The organism is Streptomyces sp. PKA51 (assembly GCF_057552455.1).
The window spans coordinates 161,659-175,257 of the sequence record NZ_BAAJPZ010000003.1; the positions used below are offsets into that span (position 1 = coordinate 161,659).

General features: G+C 71.3%; 15 protein-coding genes. 14 read left to right on the plus strand and 1 reads right to left on the minus strand.

What is annotated here, in order from left to right; genetic code table 11:
- Nucleotides 1–203: 203 nt before the first annotated feature.
- The 4 genes from dop to prcA all read left to right on the plus strand — a co-directional run bounded on the left by dop (nt 204) and on the right by prcA (nt 3,813).
- On the plus strand, nt 204–1,715 hold the full coding sequence (gene dop / locus AC27L3_RS05780) for a depupylase/deamidase Dop (protein ID WP_487232931.1): 1,512 nt from the start codon (nt 204–206) through the stop codon (nt 1,713–1,715).
- Nucleotides 1,716–1,858: 143 nt separating this feature from the next.
- On the plus strand, nt 1,859–2,077 hold the full coding sequence (locus tag AC27L3_RS05785) for a ubiquitin-like protein Pup (RefSeq protein WP_126913432.1): 219 nt from the start codon (nt 1,859–1,861) through the stop codon (nt 2,075–2,077).
- Between the two features lie 103 nt (nt 2,078–2,180).
- Nucleotides 2,181–3,023, plus strand: coding sequence for a proteasome subunit beta (gene prcB, locus AC27L3_RS05790; RefSeq protein ID WP_487232932.1), 843 nt, complete (start codon nt 2,181–2,183; stop codon nt 3,021–3,023).
- 55 nt (nt 3,024–3,078) lie between these two features.
- Nucleotides 3,079–3,813, plus strand: a complete 735-nt coding sequence (gene prcA / locus AC27L3_RS05795; protein ID WP_487232933.1) for a proteasome subunit alpha — start codon at nt 3,079–3,081, stop codon at nt 3,811–3,813.
- A 209-nt stretch (nt 3,814–4,022) separates the two neighbouring features.
- On the opposite strand, the gene AC27L3_RS05800 is transcribed toward prcA, so the two are convergent.
- On the minus strand, nt 4,023–5,054 hold the full coding sequence (locus tag AC27L3_RS05800) for a LacI family DNA-binding transcriptional regulator (RefSeq protein WP_487232934.1): 1,032 nt from the start codon (nt 5,052–5,054) through the stop codon (nt 4,023–4,025).
- Nucleotides 5,055–5,178: 124 nt separating this feature from the next.
- On the opposite strand from AC27L3_RS05800, the gene AC27L3_RS05805 reads away from it, so the two are divergent.
- The 10 genes from AC27L3_RS05805 (at nt 5,179) to tatC (ending at nt 13,542) form a co-directional block, all read left to right on the plus strand.
- Nucleotides 5,179–6,447 carry an MFS transporter gene (locus tag AC27L3_RS05805; RefSeq protein WP_487232935.1) on the plus strand — a complete coding sequence of 423 codons (1,269 nt, stop codon included), beginning with the start codon at nt 5,179–5,181 and terminating at the stop codon, nt 6,445–6,447.
- Between the two features lie 9 nt (nt 6,448–6,456).
- The gene (gene pafA / locus AC27L3_RS05810) at nt 6,457–7,818 is read left to right on the plus strand and encodes a Pup--protein ligase (protein ID WP_344434250.1); all 1,362 of its coding nucleotides are present in this window, start codon (nt 6,457–6,459) and stop codon (nt 7,816–7,818) included.
- Between the two features lie 149 nt (nt 7,819–7,967).
- Nucleotides 7,968–8,960: an FKBP-type peptidyl-prolyl cis-trans isomerase gene (locus AC27L3_RS05815; protein WP_487232936.1), complete on the plus strand. Its 993-nt coding sequence runs from the start codon at nt 7,968–7,970 to the stop codon at nt 8,958–8,960.
- Between the two features lie 96 nt (nt 8,961–9,056).
- Complete coding sequence (locus AC27L3_RS05820; protein ID WP_487232937.1) at nt 9,057–9,431, plus strand: FKBP-type peptidyl-prolyl cis-trans isomerase; 375 nt, start codon at nt 9,057–9,059, stop codon at nt 9,429–9,431.
- A 117-nt stretch (nt 9,432–9,548) separates the two neighbouring features.
- Nucleotides 9,549–10,526 carry a helix-turn-helix transcriptional regulator gene (locus tag AC27L3_RS05825; RefSeq protein WP_487232938.1) on the plus strand — a complete coding sequence of 326 codons (978 nt, stop codon included), beginning with the start codon at nt 9,549–9,551 and terminating at the stop codon, nt 10,524–10,526.
- Between the two features lie 20 nt (nt 10,527–10,546).
- Nucleotides 10,547–11,509, plus strand: a complete 963-nt coding sequence (locus tag AC27L3_RS05830) for a helix-turn-helix transcriptional regulator (protein ID WP_487232939.1) — start codon at nt 10,547–10,549, stop codon at nt 11,507–11,509.
- A 53-nt stretch (nt 11,510–11,562) separates the two neighbouring features.
- Nucleotides 11,563–11,802: a hypothetical protein gene (locus tag AC27L3_RS05835; RefSeq protein ID WP_487232940.1), complete on the plus strand. Its 240-nt coding sequence runs from the start codon at nt 11,563–11,565 to the stop codon at nt 11,800–11,802.
- A 53-nt stretch (nt 11,803–11,855) separates the two neighbouring features.
- Nucleotides 11,856–12,062 (plus strand): hypothetical protein, encoded by a 207-nt coding sequence (locus tag AC27L3_RS05840; RefSeq protein WP_487232941.1) that lies wholly within the window; start codon nt 11,856–11,858, stop codon nt 12,060–12,062.
- 220 nt (nt 12,063–12,282) lie between these two features.
- Nucleotides 12,283–12,564 carry a Sec-independent protein translocase subunit TatA gene (tatA, locus tag AC27L3_RS05845; RefSeq protein ID WP_487232942.1) on the plus strand — a complete coding sequence of 94 codons (282 nt, stop codon included), beginning with the start codon at nt 12,283–12,285 and terminating at the stop codon, nt 12,562–12,564.
- A 63-nt stretch (nt 12,565–12,627) separates the two neighbouring features.
- Nucleotides 12,628–13,542: a twin-arginine translocase subunit TatC gene (gene tatC / locus AC27L3_RS05850; RefSeq protein WP_487232943.1), complete on the plus strand. Its 915-nt coding sequence runs from the start codon at nt 12,628–12,630 to the stop codon at nt 13,540–13,542.
- Nucleotides 13,543–13,599 lie beyond the last annotated feature (57 nt).

A 13,599-nucleotide genomic window follows, 5' to 3' on the forward strand; every position in this document is an offset into this window, starting at 1 on the left:
ACGCGCACGGCACCGCCGCCCGCGCGCCGCGCGAACCGCAGCAATGACTGTAATGATCTCCCCAGCGCCGCAAACCCGTTCTAGGCTCTTCGGTACCGCCGCAGAAGCGCCGTGGGGGGATCGGGGACCGTACACGGACCGGAAGCGCAGCGGTACTTGAGCGCCGACCCCACCGGGGGGCGCCGCCGGGCAAGGAGGGCCGCATGACCGTACGGCGAGTAATGGGCATCGAGACGGAGTACGGGATCTCCGTCCCCGGTCACCCGAACGCCAATGCCATGCTCACCTCGTCCCAGATCGTCAACGCCTACGCGGCCGCGATGCACCGGGCACGCCGTGCCCGCTGGGACTTCGAGGAGGAGAACCCGCTGCGGGACGCCCGCGGCTTCGACCTCGCCCGCGAGGCCGCGGACGCCAGCCAGCTCACCGACGAGGACATCGGCCTGGCCAATGTCATCCTCACCAACGGCGCCCGGCTCTACGTGGACCACGCCCACCCCGAGTACAGCTCGCCCGAGGTCACCAACCCCCGCGACGCCGTCCTGTGGGACAAGGCAGGCGAACGGATCATGGCCGAGGCCGCCGAGCGGGCCGCCCAGCTGCCCGGCGCCCAGCCGATCCACCTCTACAAGAACAACACCGACAACAAGGGCGCCTCCTACGGCACGCACGAGAACTACCTGATGAAGCGGGAGACCCCCTTCTCGGACATCGTGCGCCACCTGACCCCCTTCTTCGTCTCCCGCCAGGTCGTGGCCGGCGCGGGCCGGGTCGGCATCGGCCAGGACGGCCACGAGCACGGCTTCCAGATCAGCCAGCGCGCCGACTACTTCGAGGTCGAGGTGGGCCTGGAGACCACCCTCAAGCGGCCCATCATCAACACCCGCGACGAGCCGCACGCCGACGCCGAGAAGTACCGCCGGCTGCACGTGATCATCGGGGACGCCAACCTCTCCGAGATCTCCACCTACCTCAAGCTCGGCACCACCGCCCTGGTGCTCTCCATGATCGAGGACGGCTTCATCACCACCGACCTCGCCGTCGAGCAGCCCGTGCGCACCCTCCACCAGATCAGCCACGACCCCTCGCTGCGCCGCCTGGTCACGCTCCGCAGCGGCCGGACGCTCACGGCCGTACAACTGCAGATGGAGTACTACGAGCTGGCCCGCAAGTACGTCCAGGACCGCTTCGGGGCGGACGCCGACGAGCAGACCAAGGACGTGCTCGGCCGCTGGGAGGACGTCCTCGGCCGCCTGGAGCGCGACCCGATGAGCCTGGCCGGCGAGCTGGACTGGGTGGCCAAGCTGGAGCTGCTGGAGGGCTACCGCCGGCGCGACGGCCTGGACTGGGACGCGGCCCGGCTGCACCTGGTGGACCTGCAGTACGCCGACGTGCGCGCCGACAAGGGCCTGTACAACCGCCTGGCGGCCCGGGGCAAGGTCCGGCGCCTGGTGGACGAGGCCGAGGTGGCCCGGGCCCGTACGGCCCCCCCGGAGGACACCCGCGCCTACTTCCGCGGCCGCTGCCTGGAGCAGTACGCCGACGACGTGGCCGCGGCCTCCTGGGATTCGGTGATCTTCGACCTCCCGGGCCGGGACTCCCTGCAGCGGGTGCCCACCCTGGAGCCGCTGCGGGGCACCCGCAACCACGTCAAGGAGCTGCTGGACCGCTGCCGCACCGCCGAGGACCTGGTCCGGGTGCTCTCCGGCGGCTGAGCGGGGTCTGAGGACCGGGGGAAACGGGAATCATCCCGGTGGCTCCGGGACGTTGTAGGAAGTGCAGGGCCGATCCCGGGCCCTGCTTGTAGGGTCTGATCTTGAACGTCTCGTGCACGTATCGACCGAGCGGGGTGAGGGGTATGGCGACCAAGGACACCGGCGGCGGACAGCAGAAGGCCACGCGTGCGACGGAGGAGGTCGAGGAGCAGGCGCAGGACGCGCAGGTTTCGGAGGACCTCAAGGAGCGCCAGGAGAAGCTGTCGGACGACGTGGACTCCGTGCTGGACGAAATCGATGATGTGCTCGAAGAGAACGCCGAGGACTTCGTTCGATCCTTTGTGCAAAAGGGCGGACAGTAGAGCGGGCCTGCCGTCCCGTGCCCCCCACGGGGCACGGGACGGCCGCCTTGCGACCCGGCGATAGGGTCCCTGCAGAATTTCAAGATCTCTTCGAAGGATTCGTGTGGAAGCCAATTTCTCCAGTAACGGGCGCCTGCCGGCCGCCTTCCTGACGCCGGGCTCCTCGTCCTTCATGGACTTCCTCGCCCAGCACCGGCCCGAGCTGCTGCCCCGCAACCGTCAGCTGCCCGCCCAAGGGGTGATCGAGGCCCCGCACGGCACGACCATCGTCGCCGCGTCCTTCCCCGGCGGGGTCGTCCTCGCGGGTGACCGGCGGGCCACCATGGGCAATGTGATCGCGCAGCGCGACATCGAGAAGGTCTTCCCCGCCGACGAGTACTCGGCGGTGGGCATCGCCGGCACCGCCGGCCTGGCCGTGGAGATGGTCAAGCTCTTCCAGCTGGAACTCGAGCACTTCGAGAAGGTCGAGGGCGTCCAGCTCTCGCTGGAGGGCAAGGCCAACCGCCTGTCGACCATGATCCGCAGCAACCTCGGCATGGCCATGCAGGGCCTGGCCGTGGTGCCGCTGTTCGCCGGCTGGGACGTGGACCGGGAGAAGGGCCGCATCTTCTCCTACGACGTCACCGGCGGCCGCTCCGAGGAGCACGGCTACGCCGCCACGGGATCCGGCTCGCTGTTCGCCCGTGGCGCGCTCAAGAAGCTCTACCGCGACGACCTCACCGAGCAGCAGGCCACCACGCTCGTCGTCCAGGCGCTCTACGACGCCGCCGACGACGACTCCGCCACCGGCGGGCCCGACCTCGCCCGCCGCATCTACCCGATCGTCACCGTGATCACCGACGAGGGCTTCCGCAGGCTCACCGAGGGCCAGAGCGCCGACATCGTCCGCGCCGTCCACGAGCGGCGGCTCGAGGAACCGGACGGCCCGCGCGCCGCCCTGCTGTAGCCGCCGCGGTACCTTTCGTGATCGCTCCTCCACTGACAGAAAGGGACGGATAGCGGTGTCGACGCCGTTCTATGTCTCACCCCAGCAGGCCATGGCCGATCGCGCCGAGTACGCCCGCAAGGGCATCGCGCGCGGCCGCAGCGTCGTGGTCCTCCAGTACAACGACGGTGTCCTCTTCGTCGCCGAGAACCCGTCCCGGGCCCTGCACAAGGTCAGCGAGATCTACGACCGCATCGCGTTTGCGGCGGTCGGCAAATACAACGAGTTCGAGAACCTGCGCATCGGCGGCGTCCGCTACGCCGACCTGCGCGGCTACACCTACGACCGGGGCGACGTCACCGCCCGCGGCCTGGCCAACGTCTACGCCCAGACCCTGGGCACCATCTTCTCCAGCGCCGGCGAGAAGCCGTACGAGGTGGAGCTGATCGTCGCCGAGGTGGGGGCCGCCCCCGAGGACGACCAGATCTACCGCCTGCCGCACGACGGTTCCATCGTCGACGAGCACGGCTCGGTCGCGGTCGGCGGCAACGCCGACCAGATCAGCAACTACCTCGACCAGCGGCACCGCGACGGCATGACGCTCGCCGAGGCCCTGAAGCTGGCGGTCGAGTCGCTGGCACGCGACACGAACGGCAGTGAGCGCACGCTCACCGCCGAGCAGCTGGAGGTCGCGATCCTGGACCGCACGCGTCCCCAGACGCGCAAGTTCAAGCGCCTGCTGGGCCGCCAGCTCACGCGCCTGCTGGAGGGCGACACGACGGCCGCGGCGGCGGAGGCCGAGGAGGAGTAGCTTCTTTGCGGCCGGCGGCCGTGAAGCGGCCACCTGGCCGCACCCCCCCCGGCGCGCCCGGCCTGGTCCGGTGGACCTTCGCCCCGTAGGGGCGCGGGGAACTGCGCGACAAGCCGCGATGCACCCGCAGGTCGGGAAGCACCTCGGCTGCGGGCCGTCGATGGCCGATCGCGCAGTTCCCCGCGCCCCTGCGGGGCGCCGCCCACGTTCTAACCGGCGGCCGCCGCCGACGACGCGCGCGGTACCAGTCGCACCGGCAGTGTCTCCGGGGCCGCTGCGCGGCCCTCCAGCAGCGCCACCAGCGCCCGCAGGCCCGCCTCGCCCACCCGCTCCGCGGGCAGCCGTACCGTCGTCAGCTCGGGCTCGACCGCCCGGGCCAGGGCCAGGTCGTCGAAGCCGGTCACCGAGACGTCGGCGGGCACGCGCAGGCCGAGCCGCCGGGCGGCCTTGCACGCGCCCGCCGCGAGTACGTCCCCGTCGCACACCAGGGCCGTCGGCCCCGCGGCCAGGGCGCGCTCGGCGGCCGCCCGGCCCGCGTCGACCTCCAGGGGCGCCCGCTCGGTCCGTACGATCTCGGCGCCGGCCGCGCCCACGCGTTCGGCCAGGGCCCGGGCCCGTACCCGGAAGGTCCAGGAGTCCACGTCGGCCGCGATGTGGGCGAAGCGCCGGTGTCTCAGGGCCAGCAGGTGGTCGGCCACCTGGTGCATGCCGTCGGCGATGTCGGGGTTGACGGTCGCGGCGGCCTCCGGCCGGGAGGGGTCGCTGTCGAGCATGACCAGCGGCAGCCCGCCCTCGCGCAGGTCGGTCAGCGCCTCGGCCGCCATGGAGGAGGCGATCACCCCGTCCAGGGCGGCCCGCGCGGAGGCGAAGGGGTCACGGGCCCTGCCGGTACCCTCGGGGGAGGGGTAGAGCACCACGCCGATGCCGTGTTCGGCGGCGGCCCGTGCCGCCCCGGCGTGGACGCGGGCGAAGAATTCGTTGGTCAGGGCCGGCACCACCAGCAACGCGGTGCGGGTGCGGCCCAGGCGCAGGTTGCGGGCGGCGAGGTTGGGCCGGTAGCCGAGTGCGCGGGCGGCGTCGCGCACGGCCCCGGCGGTGCGCTCGGAGACCCGGCCGCGCCATTTGTCGCCCATCACCAGCGAGACGGTCGCCTGGGAGACCCCGGCGGCCCGTGCCACGTCCCGGCTGGTGGTGCGGGTGACCCCCGCCTGCCGGCCCCGTCCCGTGTCGACGTCCGTCACCGGTGCTGCGCCCCTCTCGCTGCTGCCGTGCCGCGGCGCGGTTGGACCCGCGGACGGGCATCATGGTACGTATAACCAGTCTAGTTATACGTAAAACGAGAACGATCAAGACGAAAGGCGGACCATGGCGGCGGCGGGCGGCGGTTACGTCGACATGCTCAAGACGCGGCACGCGGCGCGACTGCTCACCGGCACCCTCGTGGGCCGGCTCCCGAACGCCACGGCGGCGCTCGCGATCGTGCTGTTCGTGCGCGCCGAGGGCGGCAGCTACACCCTCGCCAGCGTCCTGTCGGCCGTCTACGGCGTGGCCAACGCCGTCGGCCAGCCCCTGCTCGGCCGGGCCGTCGACCTGTACGGCCAGCCCCGCGTCCTGCTGCCCTCGGCCCTGCTGGCCGCGCTCGGCATGTCGGCCTTCGCCGCCGTCGGCCTGGAGCCGCTGCCCGTGGTCTACGCGGCCGTGATCGTCGCCGGCTTCTTCACGCCGCCCCTGGAGGGCGGCCTGCGGGCCCTGTGGCCGTCCGTCCTCAAGAGCCAGGACCGCATCCACGCCGCGTACTCCCTCGACGCCATCGCCCAGGAAGTGATGTACGTCGTCGGGCCGCTGCTGATCACCTGGCTGGTCTCCTGCTGGTCCGAGGCCGGCGCGCTGTACGTGATCAACGCGCTCGGCGCCCTGGGCGCGCTCGCCGTCGTCACGTCGCCGCCCTCGCGGCAGTGGCGCAGCGAGCCCCGCGACGCCCACTGGCTGGGCGCCCTGCGCTCGCGCGGGCTGCTGGTGCTGCTGGGCACCTTCTTCTTCATCGGCTCCGCGCTCGGTTCCATCGCGGTGGCCGCCGTGGCCTACGGCGACGCCCACCACAACGGCGACGCCGCCGGCTGGATCCTCTCCGCGCTGGGCGTGGGCGCCCTGATCGGCGGCACCGTCTACGGCGCCCGCGAGTGGCCCGGCAGCCCCGAGCAGCGGCTGCGGGTGCTGGTCACCGGCCTCGCCGTGGGGTACGTCCCGCTGCTGCTGATGCCGGGCGTCTGGCCGATGGTCGTGCTCGCCGGTGTCGCCGGCGTCTTCCTGGCGCCCTGTCTGGCCTGCGCCTTCGTGGTGGTCGACCGGCACGCGCTGCGCGGCACCGTGACGGAGGCGTTCTCCTGGCTGGTCACCTCCTTCGGTGTGGGCGCGGCCATCGGCACCGCCGTCGCCGGCCCGGTGCTGCAGCACGCCGGGGTCCGCTCGGGCTTCCTGGTCGCCGTCGGCGGCGGGGCCGCCGCCCTGCTGGTGCTGCTCGCCGCCCGGCGCTCCCTGCGGGCTCCCGAGGTGCCCTCGACCGTCGTCGCACGGTCGGAAAATGATCGGAACGGTGCGGTCGAACCCGGTTTCAGCGCAGGGCATCAGGCGTAATGTTCAGGCATGGACCGCCGCATTTTCGGGCTGGAGAACGAGTACGGCGTCACGTGCACCTTCAGAGGACAGCGCCGACTGTCCCCTGACGAAGTGGCGCGGTACCTCTTCCGTCGTGTCGTTTCCTGGGGCCGCAGCAGCAATGTCTTCCTGCGCAACGGCGCCCGTCTCTACCTGGATGTGGGATCGCACCCGGAATATGCCACTCCGGAATGCGACAACGTGATCGAGCTGGTCACCCACGACAAGGCGGGCGAGCGCATCCTCGAAGGCCTCCTCGTCGACGCCGAACGCCGCCTGCACGAGGAAGGGATCGCGGGCGACGTCTATCTCTTCAAGAACAACACCGACTCCGCCGGGAACTCCTACGGCTGCCACGAGAACTACCTCGTCGCGCGGCACGGGGAGTTCTCCCGTCTGGCGGACATCCTCATCCCGTTCCTGGTCACCCGGCAGCTGCTGTGCGGCGCGGGCAAGGTGCTGCAGACCCCGCGCGGTGCGGTCTACTGCGTCAGCCAGCGCGCCGAGCACATCTGGGAAGGCGTCAGCTCCGCCACCACCCGCTCCCGGCCGATCATCAACACGCGCGACGAGCCGCACGCCGACGCCGAGCGCTACCGCCGGCTGCACGTGATCGTCGGCGACTCCAACATGTCCGAGACGACCATGCTGCTCAAGGTGGGCGCCACGGACCTGGTGCTGCGCATGATCGAGGCGGGCACCGTGATGCGCGACCTGACGCTGGAGAACCCGATCCGGGCCATCCGCGAGGTCAGCCACGACATCACCGGGCGCCGCAAGGTCCGCCTGGCCAGCGGCCGGGAGGCCTCCGCGCTGGAGGTCCAGCAGGAGTACTACGAGAAGGCCGTCGACTTCTGCGAGCGCCGCGGCATCCGCACCGGCACCGTCGAGCGGGTGCTGGAGCTGTGGGGGCGCTCGCTGGAGGCCATTCGCGACGAGCAGCTCGACCGCATCGCCACCGAGATCGACTGGGTGATGAAGTACCAGCTCATCGAGCGCTACCGCACCAAGAACAACATCACCATGTCGCATCCGAGGGTGGCCCAGATAGACCTCGCGTACCACGACATCCACCGCCGCCGGGGGCTGTACTACCTGCTGGAGAAGCGCGGCCAGGCGGCGCGGGTGTGCAACGACGTCCGCATCTTCGAGGGCAAGTCGGTGCCCCCGCAGACCACCCGGGCCCGGCTGCGCGGCGACTTCATCCGCCGGGCCCAGGAGCAGCGCCGGGACTTCACGGTCGACTGGGTGCATCTGAAACTCAACGACCAGGCCCAGCGCACGGTGCTGTGCAAGGACCCGTTCCGTTCCGTCGACGACCGGGTGGAGAAGCTCATCGCCGGAATGTGAGGGTCCGATCTGCCGTAAAGGGCACGCGTGTGCGCCGGGTTCACCGGACCCGGCGCACATCCGTGTCGGACGGGGTTGATCGGCGGCGGGCAGGCCGTAGAGTGACGGCACATTGCCCGACCGACCCCTATCAGCCCGAGTTGGACTTCATGAACCACACGAAGAACGCGCGTCGCCTCGCCGCGGCGTTGGCCGTCCCCGTCCTGCTGCTGACCGCCGCGGCGTGCGGGTCGGAGGACAAGTCCTCCGACGCCAAGGTGACGGTCCAGGGGAAGTTCGGGGAGAAGCCCGAGATCTCCGTTCCCAAGGACGCCAAGCCGTCCGACAAGATGGTCGTCACGGTCCTCACCGAGGGCTCGGGCGCGACGGCGGAGAAGGGCTCCTTCGTCCGGCTCGACTTCGCCGGGCAGACCATGAAGGACAACAAGCCCCTCGGCGGCACCTGGGCCACCCAGGAGAAGTCCGGGGCGAGCGCGAGCGCCGCCCCCGGCCCGCGCCGCCAGCTGGTGACGCAGCTGGGCCAGCCCAGCCAGGAGATGCCCGCCAAGGTGCTGGAGGCCGTGGTCGGCAAGAAGGCCGGCTCGCGCATCGAGGTCGAGGGCACCGCCAAGGCGCTCATCGGCGACCAGCTCAACCCGCAGTCCGGGGTCAGCCCCGAGGACGGCCTGGTGTGGGTCATCGACGTGGTCGGCGCGCAGAAGGTGGACACCAAGAGCGAGGCCAAGGGCGAGCAGGCCAAGCCCGAGGCCGGCATGCCCGAGGTCAAGGCGGAGCCGCAGAAGGCCGCGACCATCACCATCCCCTCGGGCGAGAAGCCGCCCACGGACCTCAAGGAGCAGGTGCTGATCAAGGGCACCGGCCCGGAGATCAAGGCCGGGGACGGCCTGATCGCCCAGTACACGGGCGTGAAGTGGGAGGACGGCAAGAAGTTCGACTCCTCCTGGGACCACGCGGGTGCCACGGCCTTCCAGATCGGCACCGGCTCTGTGGTGCAGGGCTGGGACAAGGGCCTGGTGGGCAAGCACGTGGGGGACCGGGTCGAGCTGGTGATCCCGCCGAAGTTCGGCTACGAGGGTCAGCCGCAGTCCGGCCTGGACAAGAACACCCTCGTCTTCGTGGTCGACATCGTCGGCAAGGTCTGAGGCCACGCCGCCCGGCGGCGCAGGGTTTCGGCCTTCCGATCGGCATCTGCCAGAATTGCGCGGTTGCCAGCAAGAATCCTTCGTAGGAGCACATTCGTGAACATCGACAAGCCCGAGATCGACTTCCCCGAGGGTCCGGTTCCGACCGACCTGGAGATCACCGAGATCTGGGAGGGCGACGGTGCGGTCGCCAAGGCCGGCGACTTCGTCAAGGTCCACTACGTGGGCGTGGCCTGGTCCACCGGCGAGGAGTTCGACGCGAGCTGGAACCGCGGTCGCCCGCTGGAGTTCAAGCTGGGCGCCGGCCAGGTCATCGACGGCTGGGACAAGGGCATCCAGGGCATGAAGGTCGGTGGCCGCCGCAAGCTGGTCATCCCCGCCCACCTCGCCTACGGCGACCGCGGCGCCGGCGCCGGCGTGATCGCCCCGGGCGAGACGCTGATCTTCGTTTGCGACCTGATGGGCGTCTGAGGACACCACTGACGAAGGCCGAGGGCCCGTGCCTGCCTGGCACGGGCCCTCGGCTTTTGTCGTACGAGCCGCGAGCGGTACGGTCAACGGTTGAGAGAACAAGTAGAGAGGGCGTCGATGGCGATTGCCAAGGCCGAGCGGTTGATGAGCCTGGCGCTGTGCCTGCTGGGCGCGCGCCGCCCGCTCACCAAGGCGGAGTTGCGCGGCTCGATCGAGGCGTACATCCTCGCCGGCGGCGAGGCCGCCGGGGGCGGGGCCGCGGGCGACGACGCCTTCAACCGCATGTTCGAGCGGGACAAGGACGACCTGCGCGAGCTGGGACTGATCATCGACACCGTCGAGGGCCTCGACGGCGAGATCGGCTACCTCGCCCGCCGCGACAGCAACCGCCTGCCCCCCATCACCCTCGATGTCGAGGAGGCCGCCGCCCTGGGGCTGGCCGCCAAGGTGTGGCAGCAGGCCCGGCTGGCCGGCGCCGCCAGCGGTGCGCTGCAGAAGCTGCGTGCGGCCGGCATGCCGCTGGCCGAGGACCCGGTGGGCGCAGGTGCCCTGGAGACCCGCATCCCGGTGCACGAGGCCGCGTTCGAGCCGCTGATGCTCGCCGCCCGGGACCGCCGCGTCGTCGTCTTCGACTACCGCAAGGCCAACGCCGCCCGCCCCGAGCAGCGGCAGGTCGAGCCGTGGGCGCTGGAGTGCTGGCGCGGCCACTGGTACCTGGCCGGCTACGACCGCGACCGGGGGGCCGAGCGCGTCTTCCGGCTCTCGCGCATCACCGGCCGGGTGCGCTCGCGCGCCCTGCCCTTCACCGCGCCGGTGCCCGACCACGTCACCGTCCGCAGCACCGTCGAGGCATGGGCGGGGGAGACGGCCACCCGCACCGCCCGCATCAAGGTGCGCGCCGGCCACGGTTACCCGCTGCGCGAGCGCGCCACCGCCACCCGTGAGCTGGGCGACGGCTGGGACGAGCTGGAGATCCCCTACGGGCACGGCCTGGACGCCTGGCTGGTGGAGTTCGGGCCCGACGTGATCGTGCTGGAACCCGCCGAGCTGCGCTCGGACGTGATCGACCGGCTGCGCGCCGTCGCCAAGGGCTGAGAGGAACGGGACGAACCCTGATGGCCGGAAACGCCATTGACCAGACACGCCGGATGCTGTCCCTGGTCACCTACCTGAGGGAACGCCCCGGCGCCCGCGTCGCCGACGTGGCCCGCGCCTTCGGCATCACCGAGGACGAGCTGATCGGCGACCTGGACGTGCTGCCCATGTGCGGCACCAGCTTCCGCGGCGGCGACCTGCTGGACATCGACACCGACGGCGACCGCATCTGGTGGCACAACCCCGACGCCTCGGGCACCTCCGCCGGCGAGCCGCTGCGGCTGGCCGCCGACGAGGCCACCGCGCTGCTGGTGGCCGCCCGGGCCGTGGCCACCCTGCCGGGGCTGCGCGAGAGCGACCGGCAGGCGCTGCTGCGGGCCACCGCCAAGGTGGAGGCCGCCGCCGGCGAGGCGGCGGGCGCCAGCTCCCGGCTGTCGGTGAGCTTCGAGTCCGAGGGCGGCGTCTTCGCCGACCTGGACCGGGCCATCTCCGAGCGCCGCCGGGTGTGGATCCGCTACTACTCGCCGGCGCGCGACGAGCTGACCGAGCGCGAGGTCGACCCGATCCGGCTGTTCGTGGTGGGCCACACCTATATGGAGGCGTGGTGCCGGCTGTCCGAGGCCAGGCGCACCTTCCGCCTCGACCGGGTGGCGGAGATCCGGCTGCTCGACGAGCCCTCCGACCCGCCGCCGGTGGAGCTGCGCGACCTGTCCGAGGGGCTGGTCCAGCCGGCCGCGGAGGACCCCGAGGTCATCGTCGAGGTCGGTCCGGGCGGCCGCTGGGTCGCCGAGTACTACCCGCACGACAGCGCCGAGGAGCTGCCCGACGGCGGTCTGCGGATCACACTGCGCACCCCCGACCCTGCCTCCCTGCGGCGCCTGGCGCTGCGCCTGGGCCGGGACGGGCGGATCGTCTCGCCGGAGGCGCTGGCCGGCAGCGCCCGCGAGGCCGCCCGCGAGGCGCTGGTGGCATACGGAGAGTGACGGTGAGCCGGACTGTGCCGGGGACAGCTCTGCCAGGGGAAGGAACAGGTCAGATGAGGGACGCGACGGTACCGGCCGCGGTCTTCAAGGCGGCGTGCCCCGACTGCCGGGGCCGGTTCGAGCTGGGCGCGGGCGCGCTGCGGCTGGCGATCGGGGCCAGCGACCGGACCACGTTCTACTCCTTCACCTGCCCCGAGTGCGGCTCCGCGGTCCGCAAGCCCGCCGGCGAGCGGATCGTCGAGCTGCTCGTGGGCGGCGGGGTGCGGACGCTGCGGCTGCACGTCACCGCGTGACCGCTTTCCGGCCGTTTCCGTCTGTTCCCGATTCCCCTCGATAGGCTCGTTCCATGTTCTGGCCCATGCTCGCCATCGCCCTCGGCTTCTGCGGACTCGCCGTGCTGGCGGTCCTCACCGCCCGCGTCTTCGTGGAGACCCGGCGGCTCGCCCGGCAGGTGGCGCAGGCCACACGGAACATCACCCGGGCCGCGGAGGAGCTGGAGCGATCGGCCGCGCCCCTGGCCGCGCAGGGCGCCCGCGGCGTGCCCGGTGAGTAGCCGGTGAGCAGCCGCAGAGCCGGGTCGCGGCCGGCCGCCGGTACGCTGGTCGGACCGGCCCTGTGGAGAGGCGGAGGGCCGCGACCGGGAGTATGCACAGGGATTGCCGAGCGTTTACCCCTGCGCGTTACGATCCCTGCCGTACGACTGAGCGACAAATGTCCGATCAGTCGGCCGGCCCCACCACCAATATCCCGCTTCGGTGAGAAGGTACACGCTTATGTTCGGACGGCTCGGAGCGCCCGAGATCATCCTTCTGCTCGTCGTCATCGTCCTGCTGTTCGGTGCGAAGAAGCTCCCCGACATGGCGCGCTCGCTCGGCAAGTCGGCCCGCATCCTCAAGAGCGAGGCCAAGGCGATGAAGGCCGAGAGCACGGACACCGCCGCCGCCCCCGCCGACCCGCCGGCCGGTGAGTCCGCCCCCCGTACGATCAAGGCGGCCCCCGGTGACGTCACCTCCCGCCCGGTGAACGAGCCCACCGACCGTACGACCCAGCGCTGACCCAGGACAGACCCGAGACGGACGCCGCCGGCGCCCGTCGGCCGCACGAGATAGGGACGTGGGTTGCTCAAGTCTGCCCGCAAGAAGGAGAAGGACCCCGAGGGGCGGATGCCGCTCGCGGAGCACCTGCGCGAGCTGCGCAACCGGCTGGCCAAGGCCGTGCTGGGCATCGTCGTGGTCGCCGTCGTCGCGGCGTTCTACAACAAGCAGATCATGGACTTCCTGGCGAGCCCCGTGCCCCAGTGCCCCAGTCGTGATCTGTCCCAGAGCCACGGCGGCAACTGCGCCGTGCTCCTGTTCGGCAACCTGATGTCGCCCTTCACGACCATCGTGAAGGTCTGCCTCCTGGTGGGCGTCACCTTCTCCGCCCCCATCTGGCTCTACCAGCTGTGGGCGTTCCTCGCCCCCGGCCTGCACAAGAACGAGAAGAAGTACACGGTCGCCTTCGTCTCGACGGCGGTCCCGCTCTTCCTCGCCGGCGCCTACCTGGCGTACCTGATCATGCCCACCAGCATGAAGGTGCTGCTGAGCGTCACGCCCGAATCCGCGGCCAACACGCTGGCGCTCGACGACATCCTGGACTTCAGCGTCCGCATGATCCTCGTCTTCGGCCTGGCCTTCGAGCTGCCGCTGCTGCTGGTCATGCTGAACCTCGTCGGCATACTGAGCGGCCGGAGCATGGCCAAGGCCTGGCGCGGCGTCGTCATGGGCGTCTTCGTCTTCGGCGCGGTCGCCACCCCCAGCACCGACCCCTTCGGGATGTGCATCCTGGCCGTCCCGATCATCATCCTGTACTTCGGTGCGGTCGGCTTCGCCCTGCTCAACGACAAGCGCCGCGAGGCCCGCAACCCCGACCGGCTGCTCTCCGACGACGAGGCGGCCCCGCTCGACCTGACCCCGCACTCCATCGAGTCCGAGCCGACGGAGAGCCTGCCGGGCCAGTCCAAGCAGCACGCGGGCTACGACGACGCCACCTGAGCGCACCCGACGAGGTGATCCCTCCGGTCACCCGGCGGACCCTACCTACCGGTAGGG